Source organism: Sphingobacterium spiritivorum ATCC 33861 (assembly GCF_000143765.1).
GTDB classification, from domain to species: Bacteria; Bacteroidota; Bacteroidia; order Sphingobacteriales; family Sphingobacteriaceae; genus Sphingobacterium; species Sphingobacterium spiritivorum.
On sequence record NZ_GL379770.1, the window covers coordinates 2,122,948 to 2,146,814 of the forward strand.

General features: G+C 39.0%; 26 protein-coding genes. 20 read left to right on the forward strand and 6 right to left on the reverse strand.

Features of this window, described 5'->3' with window-relative positions; translation table 11 throughout:
• Position 1: 1 nt before the first annotated feature.
• Positions 2-307: a DUF4134 domain-containing protein gene (locus HMPREF0766_RS09315; protein ID WP_002979435.1), complete on the reverse strand. Its 306-nt coding sequence runs from the start codon at positions 305-307 to the stop codon at positions 2-4.
• 257 nt (positions 308-564) lie between these two features.
• Between HMPREF0766_RS09315 and HMPREF0766_RS22525 the strand changes: the two genes are divergently transcribed.
• Genes HMPREF0766_RS22525 through HMPREF0766_RS09340 form a run of 5 tightly spaced genes read left to right on the forward strand, consistent with a single transcriptional unit; the run spans position 565 to position 4,549 of the window.
• Positions 565-780: a helix-turn-helix domain-containing protein gene (locus tag HMPREF0766_RS22525; protein ID WP_109570615.1), complete on the forward strand. Its 216-nt coding sequence runs from the start codon at positions 565-567 to the stop codon at positions 778-780.
• Between the two features lie 7 nt (positions 781-787).
• Positions 788-1,684: a hypothetical protein gene (locus tag HMPREF0766_RS09325; protein ID WP_002996021.1), complete on the forward strand. Its 897-nt coding sequence runs from the start codon at positions 788-790 to the stop codon at positions 1,682-1,684.
• Positions 1,681-1,971 (forward strand): hypothetical protein, encoded by a 291-nt coding sequence (locus HMPREF0766_RS09330; RefSeq protein ID WP_002996022.1) that lies wholly within the window; start codon positions 1,681-1,683, stop codon positions 1,969-1,971. Before HMPREF0766_RS09325 ends, HMPREF0766_RS09330 begins: the two co-directional genes overlap by 4 nt.
• A complete protein-coding gene (locus HMPREF0766_RS09335) occupies positions 1,961-3,736 on the forward strand; it encodes a DUF2326 domain-containing protein (protein WP_002996024.1) in 1,776 nt (591 codons plus the stop codon). The genes HMPREF0766_RS09330 and HMPREF0766_RS09335 overlap by 11 nt, the downstream gene beginning before the upstream one ends.
• Positions 3,737-4,549: a hypothetical protein gene (locus HMPREF0766_RS09340; RefSeq protein WP_002996025.1), complete on the forward strand. Its 813-nt coding sequence runs from the start codon at positions 3,737-3,739 to the stop codon at positions 4,547-4,549.
• 16 nt (positions 4,550-4,565) lie between these two features.
• On the opposite strand, the gene HMPREF0766_RS09345 is transcribed toward HMPREF0766_RS09340, so the two are convergent.
• Genes HMPREF0766_RS09345 through HMPREF0766_RS09355 form a run of 3 tightly spaced genes read right to left on the reverse strand, consistent with a single transcriptional unit; the run spans position 4,566 to position 6,419 of the window.
• Positions 4,566-5,201, reverse strand: coding sequence for a hypothetical protein (locus HMPREF0766_RS09345; RefSeq protein ID WP_002996027.1), 636 nt, complete (start codon positions 5,199-5,201; stop codon positions 4,566-4,568).
• Positions 5,202-5,212: 11 nt separating this feature from the next.
• Complete coding sequence (locus tag HMPREF0766_RS09350; protein WP_002996029.1) at positions 5,213-5,647, reverse strand: DUF3408 domain-containing protein; 435 nt, start codon at positions 5,645-5,647, stop codon at positions 5,213-5,215.
• A gap of 4 nt (positions 5,648-5,651) precedes the next feature.
• Positions 5,652-6,419 (reverse strand): ParA family protein, encoded by a 768-nt coding sequence (locus tag HMPREF0766_RS09355; RefSeq protein WP_002996031.1) that lies wholly within the window; start codon positions 6,417-6,419, stop codon positions 5,652-5,654.
• Positions 6,420-6,910: 491 nt separating this feature from the next.
• Between HMPREF0766_RS09355 and HMPREF0766_RS09360 the strand changes: the two genes are divergently transcribed.
• The 15 genes from HMPREF0766_RS09360 to HMPREF0766_RS09430 all read left to right on the forward strand — a co-directional run bounded on the left by HMPREF0766_RS09360 (position 6,911) and on the right by HMPREF0766_RS09430 (position 20,273).
• The gene (locus tag HMPREF0766_RS09360) at positions 6,911-7,144 is read left to right on the forward strand and encodes a hypothetical protein (protein ID WP_138944202.1); all 234 of its coding nucleotides are present in this window, start codon (positions 6,911-6,913) and stop codon (positions 7,142-7,144) included.
• Positions 7,141-7,587 carry a conjugal transfer protein MobA gene (gene mobA, locus HMPREF0766_RS09365; RefSeq protein WP_002996037.1) on the forward strand — a complete coding sequence of 149 codons (447 nt, stop codon included), beginning with the start codon at positions 7,141-7,143 and terminating at the stop codon, positions 7,585-7,587. Before HMPREF0766_RS09360 ends, mobA begins: the two co-directional genes overlap by 4 nt.
• Complete coding sequence (mobB, locus tag HMPREF0766_RS09370; protein WP_002996040.1) at positions 7,584-8,864, forward strand: conjugal transfer protein MobB; 1,281 nt, start codon at positions 7,584-7,586, stop codon at positions 8,862-8,864. The genes mobA and mobB overlap by 4 nt, the downstream gene beginning before the upstream one ends.
• Before the next feature lie 128 nt (positions 8,865-8,992).
• Positions 8,993-9,367: an ArsR/SmtB family transcription factor gene (locus tag HMPREF0766_RS09375; RefSeq protein WP_002978466.1), complete on the forward strand. Its 375-nt coding sequence runs from the start codon at positions 8,993-8,995 to the stop codon at positions 9,365-9,367.
• Positions 9,364-9,957 (forward strand): mercuric transport protein MerTP, encoded by a 594-nt coding sequence (gene merTP / locus HMPREF0766_RS09380; RefSeq protein ID WP_002978464.1) that lies wholly within the window; start codon positions 9,364-9,366, stop codon positions 9,955-9,957. Before HMPREF0766_RS09375 ends, merTP begins: the two co-directional genes overlap by 4 nt.
• 6 nt (positions 9,958-9,963) lie before the next feature.
• Positions 9,964-10,170, forward strand: coding sequence for a GDCCVxC domain-containing (seleno)protein (locus HMPREF0766_RS22660; RefSeq protein ID WP_002996045.1), 207 nt, complete (start codon positions 9,964-9,966; stop codon positions 10,168-10,170).
• A gap of 197 nt (positions 10,171-10,367) precedes the next feature.
• A complete protein-coding gene (gene mobC, locus HMPREF0766_RS09390; RefSeq protein WP_002996047.1) occupies positions 10,368-12,368 on the forward strand; it encodes a conjugal transfer protein MobC in 2,001 nt (666 codons plus the stop codon).
• Between the two features lie 199 nt (positions 12,369-12,567).
• Positions 12,568-13,200: a TetR/AcrR family transcriptional regulator gene (locus HMPREF0766_RS09395; protein ID WP_002978457.1), complete on the forward strand. Its 633-nt coding sequence runs from the start codon at positions 12,568-12,570 to the stop codon at positions 13,198-13,200.
• 51 nt (positions 13,201-13,251) lie between these two features.
• Positions 13,252-14,535, forward strand: a complete 1,284-nt coding sequence (locus tag HMPREF0766_RS09400; protein WP_002978454.1) for a TolC family protein — start codon at positions 13,252-13,254, stop codon at positions 14,533-14,535.
• 22 nt (positions 14,536-14,557) lie between these two features.
• Positions 14,558-15,460 (forward strand): HlyD family secretion protein, encoded by a 903-nt coding sequence (locus tag HMPREF0766_RS09405; protein ID WP_002978452.1) that lies wholly within the window; start codon positions 14,558-14,560, stop codon positions 15,458-15,460.
• Between the two features lie 2 nt (positions 15,461-15,462).
• The gene (locus HMPREF0766_RS09410) at positions 15,463-16,377 is read left to right on the forward strand and encodes an ABC transporter ATP-binding protein (RefSeq protein WP_002978450.1); all 915 of its coding nucleotides are present in this window, start codon (positions 15,463-15,465) and stop codon (positions 16,375-16,377) included.
• Position 16,378: 1 nt separating this feature from the next.
• Entirely contained in the window at positions 16,379-17,125 is a 747-nt protein-coding gene (locus HMPREF0766_RS09415) for an ABC transporter ATP-binding protein (protein ID WP_002978447.1), read from the forward strand.
• Positions 17,126-17,127: 2 nt separating this feature from the next.
• Positions 17,128-18,234: an ABC transporter permease gene (locus HMPREF0766_RS09420; RefSeq protein ID WP_002978445.1), complete on the forward strand. Its 1,107-nt coding sequence runs from the start codon at positions 17,128-17,130 to the stop codon at positions 18,232-18,234.
• Positions 18,231-19,352 (forward strand): ABC transporter permease, encoded by a 1,122-nt coding sequence (locus HMPREF0766_RS09425; RefSeq protein ID WP_002978443.1) that lies wholly within the window; start codon positions 18,231-18,233, stop codon positions 19,350-19,352. Before HMPREF0766_RS09420 ends, HMPREF0766_RS09425 begins: the two co-directional genes overlap by 4 nt.
• A gap of 99 nt (positions 19,353-19,451) precedes the next feature.
• A complete protein-coding gene (locus tag HMPREF0766_RS09430) occupies positions 19,452-20,273 on the forward strand; it encodes an RteC domain-containing protein (RefSeq protein ID WP_002978441.1) in 822 nt (273 codons plus the stop codon).
• A 7-nt stretch (positions 20,274-20,280) separates the two neighbouring features.
• Here the strand turns inward: HMPREF0766_RS09430 and HMPREF0766_RS09435 are convergent, their stop codons facing one another.
• A complete protein-coding gene (locus HMPREF0766_RS09435; protein ID WP_236590476.1) occupies positions 20,281-23,634 on the reverse strand; it encodes a helicase-related protein in 3,354 nt (1,117 codons plus the stop codon).
• The gene (locus HMPREF0766_RS22080) at positions 23,552-23,848 is read right to left on the reverse strand and encodes a DUF1896 family protein (protein ID WP_236590475.1); all 297 of its coding nucleotides are present in this window, start codon (positions 23,846-23,848) and stop codon (positions 23,552-23,554) included. The genes HMPREF0766_RS09435 and HMPREF0766_RS22080 overlap by 83 nt, the downstream gene beginning before the upstream one ends.
• Between the last annotated feature and the right edge of the window lie 19 nt (positions 23,849-23,867).

Sequence of the window (23,867 nt, forward strand, 5' to 3'; positions counted from 1 at the left end):
ATTACAGGAAGAATGAACGCAGGATGGTAGCGGCAACAATCAGGAAGATACACGCACCAAACCAGCTTGCCGCAGTCTTGCTCGTGTCAGGGTCGCCGGAGCTGAATTTGTTATACACCTTAACGCCTCCGATGAGCCCAACCACCGCACCGATGGCGTAGATTAATTGGGTGGCGGGGTCGAAATAGCTTGTTACCATTTGAGTAGCTTCGTTGATACCTGCCGAACCGTTTCCCTGTGCGAACGCACCAATTCCTGACAGCATCGCCACGGCTGCCAGCAAAACTTTTTTTCTCTGTTTTTCCATAATTGAAACACATTTATTTGTTACATTTTATCCCGCACCTTGCGAGCTTTCGGGACAAATGTCTTGTGGAAAAAGAGGCGTTATAAGAAAGTGGCAGTCAAAGGAAGTGTTTGGCTGTGAGTGGCTTTGTTGGTGGGAATTTTCAGAACGAGAGTGGAAATTTTCAAATGCTTTTTATACAATTTACAGTTGGTTCAATGCAACTTTTAAATTACATTTGTACATTCGTAATAAAGTCAATTTTAATCCTTTTTGAGATGAAAATATCAGGCAGACATATTGGAGAAATGCTGAAGGAAGCCAGAGAACAAAGACAGCTAACTCAAGAACAATTAGCCCAAAAAGTGGGTAAGAAAAGGAGTTACATTTCTAAGGTTGAAACTGATTATGGCAATAATATCAAACTTCAAACCCTTAAAGAGATAGTAGAAAAGGGATTTGACGGTACAGTTAAAATTAATTTGGAACTCTGATTTGTATATGGATAAATTATTGAAGAACGCTTTTAAAATGCAAATTCAATCCAAAGAAGGATTTGAGTTCGAAGAATTTATTGATGAACTGTTTCTTTTGAAATATGGCGTTGATAACTATACGCCCATTAGAAGGAATAAGGATAAAGGCAATGACGGTACTATTTTACCCGAACAAAAAATATTGGCTTGTTACGCACCAAGAAAATATAGCAAAACTGATTTTGAAACGAAAGTTTTAGGGGCAACAAACAAAGAAGGAGATTTCGAAAAATACCAGAAAAACTGGAAAGACAAATTTCCAAATTGGGAAATGTACGTAAACCACGAAGTATCACCGGAACAATTTACGCTAATTCAGAGTTTGGACGGCGATACTTCGATTAAGGGTATAGACCAAATTCTTTCTATTGTTGATGAACTTGTATCAAGTAAAAAAAGAAAACTTGCAGCTTATTTGGGGATTGAGAACTTTTTTATACAGGACTATATTCAGGAAATTATTAATGACTTATTGAATGCTTCAAGCGAAGAAGATAAGGCTCTGCATTTCGACAGGAAATCATTAGTCCCTCCCCAAAAGAAAATCGAACTCAACTTTGAGCAGGAAGATTGGGATGGAATGAACTCGGAAATGGTACTGGTTATGGCAGAATTTAACACGATTACCAATATACTTTCGGGATATAACGATGATGAGATTAATACCCTGAAAAGAAGAGTTATAAATGATTACAATAAACTTTCAGGAAATTTCAAGGATAGATTATATAATCTAACCGACCAATATACAACAGCATATGGAAACATTAAAGATGATGAATATGTGAAGTGTGTAAAATCTATATTGCTTTATATGTTTGAGCAGTGTTTAATAGGCAGAAAAACAGAAAATGAACTATGATATTACCGCAGCCAGAAAGCAATCTTAAAACCAATCTTATGGTATTGGGAGCAGATATTATTAGTATTATGGGCAATTCCCCTTTTAAAAACAAATATACCATCGTGGATGATATAATGAATAAGTTTTTAAACAGGGATAAAGATAGAACACCCGACCTTTTTCTGTATGCTTTAACCTTTTTGCATACAATTGGCAGTATTGAGAAAAAAGGATATAAAATTAAATTGGTAAAGAAAGAAAGCCAAGAAGAAAATCAAACAAGTTTATTCGACAATGTTAATTAGAATATATTCAGAAACCAACCTTATAGATGCTGTTCCATTTCACAATGGAATAAACATCATATTGGGCAAATACTCTGGGGATAAAGAAGCACGAGGGATTAATGGTATTGGCAAATCTACGTTGGTCAGGCTTGTTGATTTTACCTTACTAAGCGGTAAAGCAGAAAAAAGATTTGCTCAAAAAAAGTATGACTTTTTACGTGAGGATGAACACACGATTACTTTAGAAATTGAAGTACAGGAACAAAAATATTTTCTCAAGAGGGGCTTTGCCGATACAAAAAAAATATTTTTCGGGAAGCGACCGGATGCTCTCGATGAATATGAAAAATCTGAAATGCCGAAATTGCTGGAAGGGATATTTTTTCCGACAGAGAACAACGAAGTATTCTTTGAGGGAAAAAGATATGGAACGTTGATGGAATTTTTTGTTAAGGATGACTTGCAAAGTCAGCAGAGAGTTGACCCTTTAAATTTTGTTTCTTATAACGCCAATGCAAGAGAAAAGGCGTTGTATAATTTTTATTTGCTTAATCTCCCGACTAAAACACTTTTAAAATATAACGAAGTTTCTTCTGAATATGAAAGATACAATAATACAGTAAAATCATTATCAGAAAAGGTTAAGGCAGATACAGGGAAAGATATTCAGGAGTTTAGAACCGAGCGGCTAAAAATCGAAAAAGATATTGTAGCACTTGAGAATAGCCTGAAAGAGTACAACTTTCTTGCTAATCACAAAGAGATAGAGCAAAAGCTAAATCAGGTTATATCTGAAATTAACGAGCAATCTGTCATCTATCATAATACAAACCGTAAATTAGAAAAACTCAAATCCTCTTACAATGATGTAACATCTATCGACCTGGACAAAATTCGTAAGCTCTACAATGAAACCGTATCTACATTTGGCAACTTTGTAAAAAAGAGTTTAGATGAAGTTATAGACTTTAAAAAACAACTTCTGGCGAATAGAAATAAATATTTATTGGAAGAAGAAAAGAAATTACAATCATCAATAGACCAAAGTTTAACACAGCTTGAAAAATTAGAAAAGAACAGGAGCCAATTATTTTCATTGCTAAAAGAGAGAGGTGCATTGGACAGGATTGAGAGTACCTACGAAAGATTAGTGAATGAAAAAACACTTTTAGAACGGAACACCTCAATTGTAAGGGAAATTGACGAAATAGAGGAAATATTAGGAAATTCCAATATTGTCATTGCAGAATTAAAGAGAGATATTGTTAGTGAACTAAATAAGCAACAAACCTATCTTGATGAGTTGAGATTATTATTTCAGCAAATTCTTGAAAATGCTATCTATTTGGATGAAGAATTTGATAATTCTTATTTTAATATCACATTAAACTCTACTTCGCCAAGAAATCAGTTGCCATTTAAAATAAGTCTGGAAATTCCAAAAGCAGATGCTTTGGGACAGGAACGTTTGAAAATTGTAGCGTATGATTTAATGGTATTCTTAAAAAGCAGGATTGATAAACGCAATATCCCTGATTTTCTTGTACACGATGGTGTATTTCACGCCATATCATACAAAACAATATCCAATGTCCTGAACTATATGTACCACAAATCGAACGAGCTGCATAACTTTCAATATATACTTACTTTCAATGAAGATGAAATTGATTTAAACGGCGATGAAAATAAGTTTGGAAAGTTTGATTTTGATTGGTCAAAACAAGTGATTGCTGAATATTCAGATACCGAACAGGAAACAATTTTTAAACGATTTTTTTAGATGGCGAACTATCAACTACCTCCTTTAAAAGATGAAAGGTTATTTGAGGAACTTACTTGTGATTTATTCAATTTTGTAGAGAATACTTCGTCATATGAGAATACAGACTTTCAGACGTTTGGTGTAAAAGGACAAAATCAGAAAGGAATTGATGTCTTTTCTACTAAAACCAAAACGGTTATTCAATGCAAATTGAAGAGCATTGGAAGAAAGGATGAAACTATCAGGAAAAATCTAATTCAGGATATAAACACCGATTTAGAAAAATCGAGGGACTTAGCTATTGATTTCGACAAATTTGTTTTTGTTTCTACCTTCCGTGACGATGTGCAAATACAGGAATACCTCAATCAAATCAGAAAAGAAAAGGAACTTCCATTTCATTTATATTATTGGGGATGGGACACCGTTACAAAGCATATTGAACAATCAGAGGCTTTGCTACATAAGTATTTTCCAAAGTTTGTAAAAAAATCCAAGCCTGTAAAAGCAAAAATTGAATTACCTGACGGAGCATTGGGGAAAGAGCTTTCTAAGAAGAACTATATTGATTATTTAAAAAAAAGATATGGCGATTGGAAACAAATTGAACTAAGTAAAAAGGGAGAAAAATTCAACTGGGCTGCTTTTACTATTTCATTATCTAAAAGATATAAAGCATCAGGAATTAATTATATTGATGTTCGGCATTTTGATGATTTAGCATCCTATCTAAAAAGCCGGATTGATTGCACAATTATGGGAAAAGTGAACAAGTCTAAAGGAATAAAAAACTATTCTGCGTTTGAAGAGTTCTCGGAAAACGGAATTTAAAAAGACAAAGGGAAGTCTATAAGAACTCCCCAATGTCAAAATTCCCCAAATCATTTTTCCGCAAGGTGGAAGAACCGGGTTCTGTTTCAGTTGAAAGGCTACTATCCAAAAGCTCGGCTATCTTTCGGGAAGCATCCGCCACAGAATTTTCCAATAGGCTGAATAGTTCGGTTCCCTGTAATTTCTGAACTATGGCTACCGCTGTTTCCTTTTGGGCTGTTTCCAATTTTTCTTTTTGGAGCAATACCCCCACGGAGCTTAGTTCTTCGAAGGTAACCCCTTGGGCAAAACCGTCATCGCCATTGGGTATTCCGTACCTGTTCCAGTCTTCTTCCTCATCTTCCAAATCAGGTATATTGCTGAAAACTTCGTCCAGTTCTTCCTGCGGAATTTGAATGCTGACGTTTTCGTTTTCGTCATATTCAATGTCTAAATTATCAAGGTTTATCTCCACTTCCTCTATTTGGCTTTCATTGGCAGTGTTTGGCACTGAATGGCTTAATTTCGGTTTAGGCTGCCCCATAATATCGGGAAGGTGCGGATTGATTTTTCCCTTTGTCGGCTTTTGCTCCGACCTTTTCTTAATGACAATCTTGTCCTGCAAAAGCAAGGCAATGACTATCAGCAGGCATATTACAATTACAATCTCCATAGCTCCAATTATTAAATGGGTTTATACTTATCGTTATAGCTCTTGGTAATCTGTTCGCCAAATTCCTGAAAGTGATAATCCAACAGGTTATCCAAATAAGCGTAAATACTAATCTTGTCTTCACCAATTACTTGTATAATACGTGTCAGCTTTTCGTGAAACTCTGGTCGGATATAGACCGTTTTCCCATCACGGGCATTGGTTTCCGACTTTTTGAAAAAGATACTTTCGTAATCGGCTTCGGTTGCCTTTTTGGTCCTGCTCTTCTCTTTAACCGCAGGCTTTTCCCTTGTCGGTTCTTCCCGCACACTTACTTTCTGCTCCGGTTCATCGGCGGTTTCTGGCGGAAGCTGTAAGCCCTCTTTTTTTACACCATCTACCATCAGGTTCATCATCAGCTCCTCGTTAATATCGGGCGTTACTTTTTTCTTATTGTCTTTCTCCATAGGACTATAATTGAATGATTTTTAAAAATTCGCTCATAAACTCGTCCAACTGGCAGGCTTTCATCAGCCGCTCATCGGGCGGCATCAGGGTTGAGCGAAATATGGTTTTGCTGTTTACTTCGCTTTCCTTGCGGAAGCGTGTGCTGTTTTTGATTTGGCTTTGCATCAGGCTTAACCCTAACTGTTCGATAAGCTGATTATATATACCGTATAGCGGGGTACTTTCCCTTCCATCCACTTGGTTCCAAAACAGGTTAATGGTTTTTATATCGGTTTCTCCTTTCTTCATAATCACGTCCTGCAAAAGCTGTGTGAAAATGAGCGTACTTTCCATTACCACACGGTCTGCCGTAATGGGCGTAAAAATGTGGTGCATTCCTGCCAGTGCTTTCAGGATGCCGGGTGTGTTCACCGTTCCGGGCAGGTCAAAGAATACCACATCAAGTGGCACTGAAGAGCTGCTTACAAATTCGTGGGCTTCTTCCAGTACGCTGTTTGCCTTGTGCTGTATTATTGGATAGGCTTTTTTGTTGATAGTGGTAAATTGTTTGTACGCCAGCTTTTTCAAAGCCTCGTTTTCCATTATCATTGCCAAATCACGGGTTTTCATTTTCATCAGGCTGTGCTGTGGAAAATCCGCATCGAATACGGCAACATTGTAGCCTAACCGGTAGTGCATTGTACTTGCAACAAGCGTAGTAAAGGTGCTTTTACCTACACCGCCTTTTTGGGATGAAAAGGCGATAAATACTGGTTTTTGTTTTTCGTTCATATTACAACTGTTTTTACTTATTTATATACTCAATTACTTATGTCCGTATCTCCGCAGGCTTCTACCTATATCATCCTGTACATAGGCATATAGGTATGTAATTACTTAGGCAGGTATGCGCTCCATTAGCGATGTACCTGAATACTTCTTTAGGATTGTATGCAGATATGCAGGTTTGCATCTGCATATCTGCCGATATGCGTACCTGCATTTTTACTTGCTCAACTATCTGTTCAGGTATGTCGGCAGGTATTTTTCTATCTCCGTACAATTGCACTTAGCTACTTTTTTAATCAGGTACTTATGTTGTTACCTGCATACTTATCTGCGCCCTTATCTCTGTTTCTATGTACAAAGAAATGCAGATAGATAGGTGCTTATTTCATTGTGGCAGTGTTTGGCGTTCAAAGGCAGTATTTGTCCGGGTATCGCATTGCAATACTCTTAATAAGAGGTAGTTACTTTGTAGAATGATTTTTATTAACGGATTTATGCAAGCATATTTTGACAAATCGGAAAAAATGGGGAACGGCATCGAGCCGTTTTTCCCTGTTACATTCAATCCGTCCCGCAGGGCGGATTTTTGTGTTCAACAGAACACGGCAAGTTGTGTTCTCAGCATCTCAAAAGTATTTTCCGATGCAGAACAACTTGCCCTTGCAGGGGGCTGGAAAACACCTTCCGAAGTCAGGGTTTTGTATAGGTTAAAAATGGATTTATTATGAACGAGAACAACAAAAGACAAGTGAGAAAACCCATTGGTCGTCCACTTAAAACAGACCCAGCGATATTCAGGTATTCGCTTTCTCTTAACGAAGAGGAAAACGCCAAGTTTCTTGCCCTGTTTGACCAGTCGAATATGGATGTAAAGGCACACTTTATCAAATCCCGCATCTTTGACAAGACGATAAAGACCATTCAGATTGACAAAGGAACGGTTGATTTTTATATGCGGCTGACCTCTTTTCACAGCCAGTTCCGCAACGTTGGCGTGAATTACAACCAGATTATTAAGCTGCTTTACAAGAATTTTTCACAGAAAAAAGCATCGGCTTACCTCTTTAAGCTGGAAAAACAGACGGCTGAAATGGCGATGTTATGTAGAAAAATCATTGAACTGACCGAAGAATTTGAAGCAAAATACCTCAAAAACCATTCTAAAAAGTGATAGCAAAAATCGGTAGGAGCGGAAATTTATATGGTGCATTGGCATACAATAACCTGAAAATTGAAAAAGAAAACGGACAAATTCTGTTTGCCAATAAGATGATTGAAACCGCAAGCGGTCAATATACGGTTGCGCAATTAGCCCAATCTTTCGCTCCTTATCTGATAGCCAACCGCAATACCGAGAAACATACGCTGCATATTTCGCTCAATCCCGACCCGAAAGACATCGTAAATGATGATAAATTTCGGGAAATGGCACAGCAGTATATGCGGGAAATGGGTTACGGCGAGCAGCCTTTTATTGTATTCAAGCATACTGATATTGACCGCAGCCACATTCACATCGTATCGGTATGTGTGGACGAGCAGGGCAAAAAGATTTCGGACAAATTTGAGAAAATGCGGTCGATGAATGTATGCCGGGAACTGGAAAAACAATATCATTTAATACCGGCTACGGACAAAGAACGTAACCAGACTGATAAGGTTTTCCGTCCGGTAGATTATCGGGCGGGCGATGTAAAAAGCCAAATAGCTTCGGTCGTTCGCCACCTGCCGAATTATTATAAGTTTCAGACTTTGGGCGAATACAATGCCTTGCTTTCCCTGTTTAATGTTACCACCGAAAAAGTGGAGGGCGAATTGCAGGGAAAAATGCGGCAAGGCTTATTATATATTCCTTTAAACGAGAAAGGCGAAAGAGCCGGGCATCCGTTCAAGGCTTCGTTGTTTGGTAAAAATGCAGGGCTTCCGGCTTTGGAACTGCATTTTGCAAAATGCAAAGAGGATTTAAAAGACCACCCAAGTAAGCAGACCCTAAAAGCTGCAATTTCTATTGCTCTGAAATCCACAAATGATGAGCAGGCTTTTAAAAAGCAGTTGAGTGAACAGGGCATTAATGTAGTGGTCCGCCGGAACGATACAGGTCGTATTTATGGTATCACTTTCATAGACCACAATTCAAAGGCGGTTTGGAACGGTTCACGCTTAGCAAAGGAACTTTCTGCCAATACCTTTAATGATTATTGGAACAATAATATCAAACCGGAGATTAAAGAACCTGTCGTACAACTTCCAAAAACATCCACATCAAATGATGCAGATCTTCCTGCGGAAGAACCTCATCATTTGTTCGACTTCCTGAATACTACTGAAAAACACGAAGACGGTTTGATTGAGGCATTTGGCGGTTTGTTACCCGAAGCACAGGGCGATGATTACGAGGAACAGGATTTTGCTAACAAAATGAAGAAGAAAAAAAAAAGAAGACTGTAAGAGGTCAGATTTTGGAATTAAAAATCTGTTTTTAAAAAGATTTATTGAGCTGTCACTTTATAATTCTGAAAGAATTTGAGTTGTATTTAAGTAATTGCTTAAATAAACAAATTGACTATCTTTGTGCTATGGACAATAATTCTTGCATACGACAACAAGCAGACATTAAACAAATAAACCGCTGTAAAGACCGAGTTTCAGAACTCAACGGTTCTTTTGACTATTTATCGAACGGACTTGAATTAGCGGGAAACAATGTAAGACTGAAAATACTCTTTCTACTTTATGAAGAAAAACGACTTTGTGTTTGTGATATAAGTGATATTCTTGGTATGACAATTTCAGCGGTTTCACAACACTTGCGGAAACTCAAAGACAGAAAACTTATTGAAACCGAACGAGAAGCTCAAACTATTTTTCACTCACTGACTAAAGAGTATGAAAAAATGCTGAAACCATTTTTCAAAATACTTGACGAAAACAAAATATTAGAAACAATATGAAAACTGACAAAAAATTAATTGGTGCAGGACTTTTGACTACAATTGCAGCTTCTCTTTGTTGCATCACACCAGTATTGGCTCTTATTGCAGGAACAAGCGGTCTTGCTTCCACTTTTTCTTGGCTTGAACCTTTTCGACCCTATTTTATCGGGTTGACAATTTTGGTTCTTGGTTTTGCTTGGTATCAAAAGTTGAAACCCAAAAAGCAGATAGATTGCAATTGTGAGACAGAAGAAAAACCAAAATTCATTCAGTCAAAAATGTTTTTAGGAATTGTAACAGCATTTGCAATCGTAATGCTTGCCTTTCCATACTACTCAAGCATTTTCTACCCAAAGACAGAAAAGCAAATTATAGCGGTGGACAAATCCAATATTCAAAAAGTAGAATTTACGATTAGCGGAATGACTTGTGCAAGTTGTGGCGAACACGTAAATCACGAAGTAAATAAATTGACAGGAATAATAAGTTCAAACGCCTCATACGAAAAAGGAAACGCAATCGTGGAATTTGACAACTCAAAAACGAATATTTCTGAGGTCGAAAAAGCAATTAACTCAACAGGATATTCTGTAACCGACAAAAAATAAAACCAAATGGAAATCATATTGCAATCAACAATTACTTGCCCCAACTGCGGACACAAGAAAGAAGAAACAATGCCGACAGACGCTTGCCAATATTTCTACGAATGTGAAAAATGCAAACAAGTTCTTAAACCAAAACAAGGAGACTGTTGTGTTTATTGTAGTTACGGAAGTGTTCCTTGTCCACCAATTCAGCAGGACAAAAAATGTTGCTGACGGACAGAAAACAGAAGAGCAACTAAAAGTATTTTTTATTTGGATGCTTCATAAATGTTACGATACAAAAGGATCATAGAAGCTACAACTCTTATCACTTCGCCAAACACTGCCACGCACCGCCATTGACTGCCACATTCTTATAGCCGCTGTGTAGAGCCTTTAAATTCACGCCCGAACATTAAAACTAAAAAAGAATGCAGGGAGAAGACGATTTAAGAGGTTTAGCCAAAATAATGGCTTTTATGCGGGCAGTCAGTATTCTTTTGGTGCTGATGCACCTTTATTGGTTCTGCTACGGGTTCTTTTTAGAACGTGGTTGGACGTTGGAAATAATCAACAAGATATTAGGCAATTTCGACCGGACGGCGGGCTTGTTTTCACATACCCTTTATACCAAGGCGTTCGCTTTGGTTTTGCTTGCTTTGAGTTGTTTGGGAACGAAAGGCGTAAAGAATGAGAAGATAACCTGGGCTAAAATCTACGTGGCTTTGGGCGTTGGTTTTGTGCTGTTCTTTCTGAACACGCCGTTGTTAAAGCTATCTCCGGTAATAGGCACATTTCTGTATATCCTTACTATCTCGTTAGGTTATATTGCTTTGCTGATGGCGGGCGTATGGATGAGCCGCTTGCTTCGTACCAACTTAATGGACGATGTTTTCAACAACGAGAACGAGAGCTTTCAACAGGAAACAAAGCTGATGGAAAATGAATATTCCGTTAACCTGCCCACCAAATTTTACTACAAAGGCAAATGGAACAACGGTTGGATAAACATTGTAAATCCTTTCAGGGCATCAATCGTGTTGGGTACTCCGGGTTCCGGTAAATCTTATGCCATCGTAAATAACTACATCAAGCAGCAGATAGAGAAAGGTTTCAGTATGTACATATACGATTTCAAGTTTGACGACCTTTCTACCATTGCCTACAATCATTTACTGAAGCACAGGGACAAGTACAAAGTACAGCCAAAATTTTACGTGATAAATTTTGACGACCCACGCAAGAGCCATCGTTGCAATCCACTCAATCCCGATTTTATGACCGACATATCCGATGCTTACGAAGCGGCTTATACCATAATGCTAAACCTCAACCGAAGCTGGATACAGAAGCAGGGCGATTTCTTCGTAGAAAGCCCAATTATCTTATTGGCTGCCATTATTTGGTATCTGAAAATCTACGAGAATGGTAAGTATTGTACGTTCCCACACGCCATTGAATTGCTGAATAAAAAGTATTCGGACGTGTTCACGATTTTAACCTCTTACCCCGATTTGGAAAATTATTTGTCGCCCTTTATGGATGCGTGGCAAGGCGGCGCACAAGACCAGTTACAGGGACAAATTGCATCGGCAAAAATTCCTTTATCAAGAATGATTTCGCCGAGCCTTTATTGGGTGATGACAGGCGATGATTTCACGCTCGACATCAACAATCCGAAAGAGCCGAAAATTTTATGTGTAGGCAATAACCCCGACCGTCAAAATATCTACTCCGCAGCATTGGGCTTATACAATTCAAGAATTGTAAAGCTCATCAACAAAAAAGGACAGCTTAAAAGTTCGGTTATCATAGACGAATTGCCCACCATTTATTTTCGGGGACTGGACAATCTTATCGCAACGGCGAGAAGTAATAAGGTAGCGGTTTGCTTGGGCTTTCAGGATTTTTCGCAATTGACGAGGGATTACGGCGATAAAGAAAGCAAGGTAATACAGAATACCGTAGGCAATATTTTTAGTGGTCAGGTGGTTGGAGAAACGGCAAAGAGCCTATCAGAACGCTTTGGTAAAGTGTTGCAGAAACGCCAAAGTATGACGATTAACCGCAACGATAAATCTACCTCAATTTCCACACAATTAGACAGCCTTATTCCGGCTTCCAAAATTTCAACTTTGACACAGGGTATGTTCGTAGGTTCTGTATCGGATAACTTTGATGAGCGCATCGAGCAAAAGATTTTCCACGCTGAAATCGTGGTGGATAATGACAAGGTAGCAGCAGAAACCAAAGCCTATAAGCAAATACCGCAAATCCTTTCTTTCGTAAACGAGCAGGGCGAGGATAAAATGAAACAGCAGATTGAAAGCAACTACCGTCAGATAAAACAAGACATTGTACAGATTATCGAAATGGAATTGGAGCGTATCAAAAATGACCCGGATTTGCAACATTTGGTGCAGCAAGAATAAGAGCGTTTTAGGATATATCCATCAAAAACAGGGCTGTACTTTTTACAGCCCTGTTTTTTTGTACAGCACTATTACTAACCTTCTCGTTATCAAGTTTCAAGAATAATTTCGAAAACTAAATTTAATCAAATGATTAAAATATTTGGATAAATCAAGAATAAGTTTTTACATTTGTCACTGAAAAGAATTTTAATGTAAAATGGCTAAAAGTAAAGAAGTAAAGAAGTTAGACACTTCTACTGAAGAAAAGATAAAGAACGCTGCTCGTATCGTATTCCATAAAAAAGGGTTTGCGGCAACACGTACAAGGGACATTGCAGAGGAAGCAGACATTAACCTTGCTTTGCTCAATTATTATTTCCGCAGTAAAGAAAAGTTGTTTGATATTATAATGCTTGAAACCGTAACGGGTTTTATGCACACTATGGCAACGATATTGAATGACGAGAAAACCTCTTTAGAAAAGAAAGTAGAATTGGTTGCTTCCCATTATATAGACTTTATTACCCAAGAGCCGAATATCCCCATTTTTATGTTGAACGAAATCCGTAACAATTCGGGCGGTCTGTTAGAAAAATTACCAATCAAACAAATAGTAATGAGTTCTGCATTTGTCAAACAACATCAGGAAGCTGTTGCAAAAGGAAAAATTACCGAACCAAACCCATTGCATTTTTTGATGAATTTATTGAGCTTGGTTGTTTTTCCTTTTATCGGACAACCATTGTTACAGGGAATAAGCGGGTTGGATGAAACACAGTTTAACAAGCTGATGCAGGAGCGTAAAAGATTGATACCTGTTTGGATAAAAGCGATGATGAAAGCGAAATAAATTTTTTTGTCCATAAGTTAATCAAATGATTGAAACTAAAAATTAAATAAAATGATTAAAGTAATTCATAAACAAAAATCAAAATGGCTGATAGGCTTATTGCTGATGTGCAGCCATTGGGCAATGGCACAACAAAACAATTCATTGACCCTTGACCACTGCCTTGAAATGGCAAAACAGAATTATCCTTTGATAAAGCAGTACACGCTGATAGAAAAGACAAAGGAATATTCTATTGCCAACGCTCAAAAAGGGGTTTTACCTCAATTCAATATAGCAGGACAGGCAACCTATCAATCGGCTGTTACCCAAGTCCCGATTTCATTGCCCAATGTGGATATTCCTACAATGAGCAAAGACCAATACAGGTTATATGGCGAGGTATCGCAGTCCATTACCGACCTGTTTACCGTTAAAGACCAAAAGGAATATATCAATGCCAATTCGGAAATAGAAACACAAAAAACAGAAGTGGAACTATACAAGCTAAGGGAACGCATCAACAACCTTTATTTCGGAATATTATTGATTGATGCCCAAATCCAGCAGACCGAACTACTTAAAAAGGATATTAAAAGCGGCATCGAAAAAACCAATGTAGCCATTGCCAACGGCGTAGCATTGAAAAGCACAGCCGACAACCTGAAAGCCGAGTTGCTGAAAGCAGACCAGCGCACCATTGAACTGAAAGCCACACGCAAAGGCTATGCCGATATGCTGGCTTTGTTCATCGGCAAGTCGATTGATGAAAATACCGTTCTTGAAAAACCACATAGGCAAATGCTTACACCCACAATCAACCGCCCCGAACTGAAACTTTACGACTTACAGAAAAAATCCTTTGACGTACAGGAAAAGCTGATTACCGCTAAAAACCTGCCTCGTTTGAGTGCATTTTTTCAAGGCGGTTTTGGCAGACCTGGTTTGAATATGCTGGATAATGATTTTCAAGGTTACTATATCGGTGGTTTACGGTTGAGTTGGAACATTACAGGTTTCTATACTTATAAGAACGAAAAGAAAATGCTTGCTAACAATCAAAGTTTGATAGACATACAACGAGAAACTTTTTTGTTCAATACCAACCTCACATTGAAACAGCAAAACGCTGATATAACCAAAATGCAGGATTTGATTGAAACCGATAAGAGCATTGTTATACTTCGTGAAAGCGTAAAGAACACCACACAAAATCAACTTACTTATGGTACGGCAACCACAAACGATTACCTCATTGCGGTAAATGCCGAAGACCAGGCGAAGCAAAGTTTGATTTTACACGAAATACAGCTTTTAATGACAGAGTACAACGCTCAAACAACAGCAGGAAATTAGTAACAATAAAAAAAGTAGAACAATGTATAAAATAAAAACAATCGCATTGATAGCAAGCATCGCAACAGTGCTTACTGCTTGCAACAATAACAAAGTTTCATTTGATGCTTCGGGAAGTTTTGAGGCAGAAGAAACCATTATTTCATCGGAAGCCACAGGCACAATCAAGCAGTTCAGCATCGAAGAGGGGCAAACATTGGAAGCAGGACAAACCATTGGCTACATAGACAGCTTGCAGTTGTATCTGAAGAAAAAGCAGTTGGAAGCACAGGTTACAGCCATTTTGGGAAAAAAGCCCAATATACCTGTTCAGCTATCTGCCTTGCAGGAACAGCTTAGAACGGCTGAAAGAGAAAGGACAAGAGTTGCTAATTTGGTAAAAGGCGATGCAGCCACACCCAAACAGTTAGATGACATCAACGCACAGATTGAAGTATTGAAAAAACAAATCGAAGCACAAAAATCAACGTTGAGCATTTCAAGCGAGGGCTTAGGCAAAGACGTTGTGCCATTGCAGGTGCAGATTGAGCAACTGAACGACCAGCTTGCAAAATGCTATATCATAAATCCCGCAAGTGGAACGGTACTTTCCAAATATGCCGAAGCCAACGAAATGACGTCAGCGGGAAAACCGCTTTACAAAATCGCCAATTTATCCAACATTATTTTGAGGGTTTACATCACAGGCGACCAACTACCACAGGCAAAATTGAACCAAACAGTAAAAGTGCTTACCGATGACGGCAAAGGCGGTTACAAAGAAACCGCAGGTACAATCATTTGGATAAACGACAAAGCGGAGTTTACACCCAAAACCATTCAGACCAAAGACGAAAGGGCAAATATGGTATATGCCGTGAAGATAAAAGTTAAAAATGACGGTTTATACAAAGTAGGTATGTATGGCGAAATAAAATTCCAATAGCAATGGCAGACGTTGTATTAAATAACATTGTAAAGACCTACAATAAAGGCGAAGTAAAGGCAGTAAACGATGTTTCTTTTGAGGTAAACAAGGGCGAATTGTTTGGCTTGATTGGAGCAGACGGAGCAGGAAAAACAAGCATTTTCCGCATACTTACTACGCTATTGCTTCCCGATAGCGGTACGGCTTCCGTAAATGGTTTTGACGTAGTAAAAGACTATAAAGCCATTCGCAAAAATGTAGGTTATATGCCCGGCAAATTTTCATTGTATCAAGATTTATCAGTAGAGGAAAACCTCAACTTTTTTGCAACCGTATTCAATACCACCGTTGCGGAAAATTACGATTTGGTAAAGGATATTTATGTACAGTTAGAGCCGTTTAAAAATCGAAGAGCAGGAAAATTGTCTGGTGGTATGAAGCAGAAACTGGCTTTGTGTTGTGCTTTAATTCATCGCCCAACAGTATTGTTTTTAGACGAGCCGACCACAGGCGTAGATGTAGTTTCAAGAAAAGAATTTTGGGAAATGCTGAAAGGCTTAAAACAGCAGGGCATTACCATTTTGGTTTCAACCCCTTATATGGACGAAGCCACGCTTTGCGAACGCATCGCATTGATACAAAACGGCAGCATAATGTCTATTGATACGCCCGATACTATCATCAAACAGTTTCCCGACAAGTTGTTTGCAGTAAAGGCAAACGATATGGGTAAACTCTTGAATGCTTTGCGAAACAACACACAGATAAAAAGTTGTTTTTCATTTGGCGACTTTCATCACATCACGTTTCAAAATGATAATGAGCGTTCACAAAATGAACTGATACAAACCTTGCAGGAAGCCGATTTTCAAGACATTGAACTCAAACACATCACACCAAGCATTGAAGATTGCTTTATAAATCTGATGAACTGATATGACAAACGAAGTAGTAATAAAAACAGAGAAATTAACCAAGCGTTTTGGCGATTTCATCGCTACAAACGAAGTTACGTTTGAAGTGTACGAAGGGGAAATTTTCGGTTTCTTAGGTGCAAACGGTGCAGGAAAAACAACCGCAATGAAAATGCTTTGCGGGCTTTCCAAACCCTCATCGGGCAATGCTACCATTGCAGGTTTTGACATTTACAAGCAGACCGAAGAAATTAAAAAGAACATCGGTTATATGAGCCAAAAATTTTCATTGTACGAAGATTTAACGGTAATAGAAAATATTCAATTCTTTGGCGGTATTTATGGTTTATCCGATAAGCAACTAAACGCAAAAAGCAATGAACTGATTGAAACATTGGGATTGCAGAGCGAAGCAAAAAAATTAGTGGCTTCTTTGCCTTTGGGTTGGAAACAGAAATTAGCGTTTTCAGTTGCCGTAATACACGAACCTAAAATTGTGTTTTTAGATGAACCCACAGGAGGCGTTGACCCTGTAACAAGACGGCAGTTTTGGGATTTGATTTATTCGGCAGCCGATAGAGGTATTACCATTTTCGTAACTACCCACTATATGGACGAAGCCGAATACTGCAACCGTATTTCTATGATGGTGGACGGAGTAATAAAAGCATTGGACACACCTGCCAATTTAAAACAACAATATTCAGCCGCTTCAATGGACGATGTATTTTATAAGTTGGCAAGAGGAGCAAAACGAAAATCAGATTAAAGATGAAACAGTTTTTATCATTTGTAAGAAAAGAATTTTATCACGTATTCCGTGATAGCAAAACGCTGTTAATGCTATTCGGCTTGCCTATAGTGCAGATTGTGCTGTTTGGTTTTGCACTCACAAACGAAATCAAAAATTCCAAAATAGTTATTTGCGATTATGCAAAAGATGAAGCCACACAACAAATCATCAACAAGATAGAAGCAAGCAGGAATTTTGAAATTCAGAAAGCATTAATGAGCCACAAACAGATTGAAGAAGCCTTTAAGGAAGGAAACACAAAATTGGCAATTATTTTTCCTACCAATTTCAATAAAGACTTATTGCACTTAAATCAGGCACAAGTTCAGATTATTGCCGATGCTTCCGACCCCAACACTGCCAACACATTAACTAATTACGCAACCAATATCATTATGGATTATCAGCAGGAGTTGATGAAAAACAATGCAATGCCATTCCGTATAGTTCCCGAACTGCGGATGTTGTACAATCCCGAATTGAAAGGAGCAACCAACTTTGTGCCAGGCGTAATGGCATTGGTGCTAATGCTGATTTGTGTGATGATGACTTCCGTTTCCATAGTTCGGGAAAAAGAAACAGGCACAATGGAAGTGCTGTTAGTTTCACCTTTCAATCCCTTTTTGGTTATCATTTCAAAAGCCATTCCGTATTTGTTTTTGTCGTTAATCAATCTTACGATAATTCTTGTATTAAGCATTACGCTTTTGGATATGCCTATAAATGGCAGCGTTTTACTACTATTCGCAACAAGCACCTTGTTGATTATTTGTGCTTTGTCTTTGGGCTTATTGATTTCAAACGTAACACAGTCGCAGCAAGCAGCAATGCTTATTTCAATGATGGGTATGTTAGTACCTACAATGTTATTTACAGGCTTTATGTTCCCTATCGAAAATATGCCTGTTCCGTTGCAGGTCATTTGTAACCTCATTCCTTCAAAATGGTATTACACCATTGTAAAATCAATAATGATAAAAGGGCTTGGATTTAGTGCTATATGGAAAGAAATATTGGTGCTTTTCGGAATGACTTGTTTTTTATTGGTAGTGAGCTTCAAAAAATTTAAAACCCGATTGGTATGAGAACGCTAAAATTTTTATTGCAAAAAGAGTTCAAACAAATCTTTCGTAATAAAGCGTTGTTACCGTTGATTTTTGTTGTGCCGATAGTTCAGTTGCTCATACTTCCGTTGGCAGCCGATTACGAAGTAAAGAACATCAACATTTCAATCGTTGACCACGACCATTCTACTTATTCGCAACAACTGATTTCAAAAATTACCGCTTCGGGATATTTCCAATTGGCAGATTACGGAAACTCATTTCAAAGTGCATTTAATCAGATTGAAAAAGATAAATCCGATTTGATTTTGGAAATACCGCAGGGATTTGAAAAGAACTTAGTTCGTGAAAATGAGCAAAAATTATTTATTGCTGTTAATGCAATCAATGGTGTAAAAGCAGGTTTGGGCGGTGCTTATCTCGCACAGATTATTTCGGCATACAATAATGATATTCGCTTGCAATGGGTACAACCCGATAAGTATAATACTGCACCTGTTATTACCGTTGCTTCATCAAATTGGTTCAATCCATTTATGAACTATCGTTTTTTTATGGTTCCGGGCATTTTGGTTGTGTTGGTAACAATGGTAGGGGCTTATATGTGTGCATTGAACATTGTAAAAGAAAAAGAAGTCGGCACTATTGAACAAATCAACGTTACACCGATTAAGAAATATCAGTTTGTATTAGGCAAGCTCATTCCGTTTTGGGCAATCGGAATGTTAATTTTTAGTATCGGCTTGTTCATTGTAGCACGTTTTGTTTACGGCATTGTTCCTGTCGGAAGTTTGCTTTTGTTGTATGGTTATTTGTCAATTTATCTGATTGCTTTATTGGGTTTGGGATTACTCATTTCCACATTTGCCGAAACACAACAGCAGGCAATGTCGGTAGCCTTTTTCTTCATTATGATTTTTATGCTGATGAGTGGCTTGTTCACTCCGCTTGACGGAATGCCTCAATGGGCTTACATCATAGCAAAGAGTATTCCTGTAACTTATTTTATTGAGGTAGTACGAATGATAATTTTGAAAGGAAGCGGTTTTTCCGACATCAAATATCATTTTATTATTATGATTGGATTTGCTGTTTTATTGAACGGCTTGGCGATTTGGAATTATAAAAAGACGAGTTAGATGTAATGCTGATTTTCCTATTCAACAAATAGGAAAATGCCTAAATATTATGATTTAGGCATTTTTTTAATAACCGGAACATCATCCAATGTAAATTAAATGGACAAATTCTATAATGAAATATTACATAAATTAGAAACTGCAATTCAGGAACTGGAGATTGAAACCGACTGCCCGATAAAAAGAATAGAAGCGGTTATAGAGCTTATCATTCAAAGCCTTGCCGATTTAAAGGAATTTGTATTGAAGCACGACTTTAAAAATATGGAAGAGGAAATCCATTTTTTCAAGTATCAGAAACCTGTTATTGTTTCAAAGCTCATTTACTACAATTCCATCTATAAAATAGAAACGAGAAGACCGTATGGAAACAAGCGCACCAAGAAATATTTTACCAAAGAACTAAAAAAGCTAAAAAGGTTCTTTGAGAATAACCTTGATTTTTACAAGTATTACCGCAGTAACAATTCTTTCGTTGACGAGAAGTTTTTTGTACGTGGGAAGCACGATATAAGGTTATGGTTGGACACTTTTTATTTCGAGGCAGACCACCGCTTTTCTACTTCGCACGATTATAAGGTTGCCAAGATAATTGCCAATGACCTGATACAAGTTTATTTGGAAGACAGGCTGAATAACATCAATGTGAAAAAGGGTTCGGACAATTCATTGAAATGGACAGCAAGCAAAACAGCACTTACAGAATTGATTTATGCACTGTACTCCCACGGTGTATTTAACAATGGGAATGCAGACATAAAATTGATAGCTAAAACTTTTGAAGATGCCTTCAATATTGAATTAGGCGATTTTTACCACACATTTATGGAACTGAAAGCCCGTAAGATAAACCGGACGAAATTCCTTGACAGCCTGTGTGAAGCACTGATAAAGAAAATGGACGAACAGGACGAAAAGTAAACGACCATTACAATACGCCACGCGACAGATGAACACCTTTCGTCCGTATAATACTTTCCTGAACCTTTGGAGCTTCTTTCTGCTTTTCTACCTGCTCCGGGACTGCTTCCCCTTGCTTAACAGGTTCTATTGAAAGCTGTATCTTCCTTTCTACGGCTGCCAGTTCCGTTTTAAGTTCACTCAATCGACTTTCTTTAGACCACGTACCGTTAACCACTTCCTGAAGTATAGGTAGGTCTTTCTGTATTTCAGCGATTTTTTCCTGTTCCTGTTTTACAAAGCCCGGCAGCTTTTCCAAAGCCCTTAAAAAATTCATTGTGGCAGTTTCAGGGTCCTTTGCCATCAGCCCGTTATTGTAGGTGTATTTGATATTTCCCTCGCCCTGTACCAAAAAGCGGTTTACCCGAATATCCGAACCCTCTTTTTCCGACATTTCTGTTTTGACCAACAGCGTAAAACCATACAAGCTGCCTATCTCTTCATACTGACCTGCGGTGCGGGCTTTGTCCGCAATCTCGTTCAGCTTCGCACCGATTTGTTTCGGATTTGCATTGGGCGGCAAACCATCCAACAGCACAGGGTTTTCGATTGTACCGTCCGAACGCTTTTGCAGGCGTTGCTGTAAGTTTTCCCAGTCGGTACTCATCCGGTTCAAACGGGATTGAGTGCTTTGCAACATTTCCATATAATCCTGTACCTTAAATTTGGCACTGGATTTAGAGCGGTTGAACGCCTGCTTTTCGCTTTCCAGTCCGGCAATCTGTTTTTCCAGTTTGGCTTTATCCAACAGGTCTGTATTTCCTGACAGGATTGCCACATATTCCGAAAAGTTCATTCCCGATTTTTCGTCCATACTTCCCTCGTCAATCGTTCTTTTGGTCAGGTTGTTAGTCTTTAACTGGTCGATGAAAAGCTGCTTATTATACAGCAGGTTGAATTTGTAACTGTCCAACGATTTTTCAACTGCATAGATAATCACAGCAACTTTATTATCGGCAAAGAATTTGGCAATCTCATTGCCTTTTCTGATTGCCCGCCCGTCCCTTTGGGCAAGATCAGACGGTCGCCACGGTGTATCTAAATGATGAACGGCAACAGCTCTTTTCTGTGCGTTTACGCCAGTTCCGAGCATACTTGTAGAACCGAACAGTACACGGATTTTGCCCTCGTTCATTCCGTTGATAAGTTCCTTACGTTGCTTATCATTTTTCGCTTCCTGAATAAACCTTACTTCGTGCGCAGGTATGCCGTGGTCCTCCACGAGTTTGCGTTTTATTTCGGAGTACACGTTCCATTCGCCGGGCTTGTAGGTTCCCAAATCGGAGAAAACGAACTGCGTTCCTTTCTGTGCGTTGAACTGGTTGTAATACTTGGCAATATTTGCCGCACAATGCGAAGCCTTGTTGTCGGGATGGTCGTCGTAGATACCGCTTACCATACGCATATCGAGGGACATTTTACGGGCGTAGTCCGTAGCAATGAGCATCTTTGCTTTTTCTTCCCTTTGCGATAATGGTTCTCTTCCGAGCATAGTAGCATCGCCCGTTTTGGCAAACTGCATCAGGCTTTGTATAAAGGTTTCTTGGTCGGGAGTTGGCGGTATATTGTACAATACCTCGTTCTTGTTGGGGCGGTCTATACCAATATCCTTAGCCGTTCTGTAATCCGTGATTTCAGAATAGAACTGCGCCAGTTCCGGCACTTTGATAAAGTAGCGGAAACGCTCTTTTGCTACAATACTGTTAGCTACCGAAAATTCATAATCGGTCGTTTTCCTTGCATAAATAGCTGCCCACGCATCAAAAGAATGAATACCCTGTTTTTCCAATGCGCGGGGGCGCAGGTATTTGAACAGCAGGTACAGCTCCGTTAATGAATTACTGATAGTTGTACCCGAAAGAAAAGTTGCACCCATATCCGCATTGGTACGCTCTTGAATGGTACGGATGGCAAAAAGCAGGTTCAGTGCCTTTTGGCTGCCGTCCACGTTACCCAGTCCGGCAACCCGTGTATGACGGGTGTTGAACATCAGGTTTTTGAACTGGTGGCTTTCGTCGATAAATAAATGGTCGATGCCCATCATCTTAAAGTCCACAATATCATCTTTGCGGTTTTCAATATCGTGTTGCAGGGTTTTCAGCTTTACTTCGAGATTTTCTTTTTGCTTTATCGCTCCGGCAAGCATCCCTCTGGTAACTTCATTTCCTTGCGATTGCAGCACATCGAGGTTACGCTCCACACTGTCCAGTTCTATTTCGAGAATTTCCTTTTGCATTTCGGGCGATTGCGGTATCATAGAAAATTGGTCGTGTGTGAGTATCACGCAATCCCAATCGTTGTTTTTAATATCACCAAAAATCCGCAAGCGTTTTTTAGGCGTAAAATCGTCAATGCCCGGATAGAGTATTTTAGCGTGCGGATAGGCGGTTCTATATGCTTCGGCAATTTCGGGTACGTTCGCTTTCAGCCCGATAATCATTGGTTTGTGAGCCAGCCCCAACCGCTTCATTTCCTGTGCTGCCGTACACATTACCAGCGTTTTTCCTGCACCTACTTCGTGGTCGCAGATAGCACCGTTGTTGAGCTTAATCATCCAAACGGTGTCCTTTTGGCTATCATACAGGTCTTGGATTTTTAACCCCTTGCGGTCTAATCCCGGAAACTCCTGATGTGTTCCGTTATAATTCGGTCGGACGAAACAGTTAAAGGTATCATTGTATTGGTCGGTCAGCCTGTTTTTAAACTCATTGTTTTGGGCGTGGAGCCACTCTGTAAAGGCAGTTCGGATTTCGTCAATCTTGGTGTTTGCCATTTGAATGGCTTCCATATCCCTAACCTTTACTTCCTTATCATCTATTGTGATTTTCTTGGTAATATCAGGCGTAGTATTGACAAGGGCGTGCCTCAGCAGGTTAATCCCGTCAAACGTTCTGCTCTCTGCCTTAACAGCATATTTGTCCCATATATGCACATTCTTCTGTCCACAGGTTACAGAAAAGTCATCGGAGCTTTCGGAATAATGTACACGCACATCCGTATCGAAAAGATGCGAAGCAAAACGGGCATAAACGCCAGTCGGTATCCAGCGTTCGCCGAGGTTAAAGTCCAGCTCTTCAAATTCAATTCGTCTTGGGCGGGCTTCTTCCAAAGCAGTAAGGCTTTCTTTGGCTTGGGCATCATCGGGATTGTTTTCGAGGTAGTTTCTTACATCCGCCGCTTTTTCTACCACGTTACCTGCAATCCAGCGTTCGGCGATTTCATATTCCTGTTGCAAAGGGTTATAGAAAATCCTGCCGTGTAAGGCTTCTTTCAGCACATCGGCAGTCATATTGCTCACTTCGGACATATAGTCCAAATCCACACTTCCGTATTTGTTCAAAGAGAATGTAATTGGCTATTTCGTTGCACTGCTCAATAGCGTTTCCCGAACTGAAAGCACCCTCGTAAGCATTGGCAGCCCACGAAGAACGCTGGTCGATAAATTTGTGGTCGCTGGCTTTTTCAGGAAAGCCTGAATTAAGATGTTCTTGTAGTCGTAATCTGTAATACGACAAGTCTTTTTGCTGTGTACTCATACTATAATTTTGTTTAGAA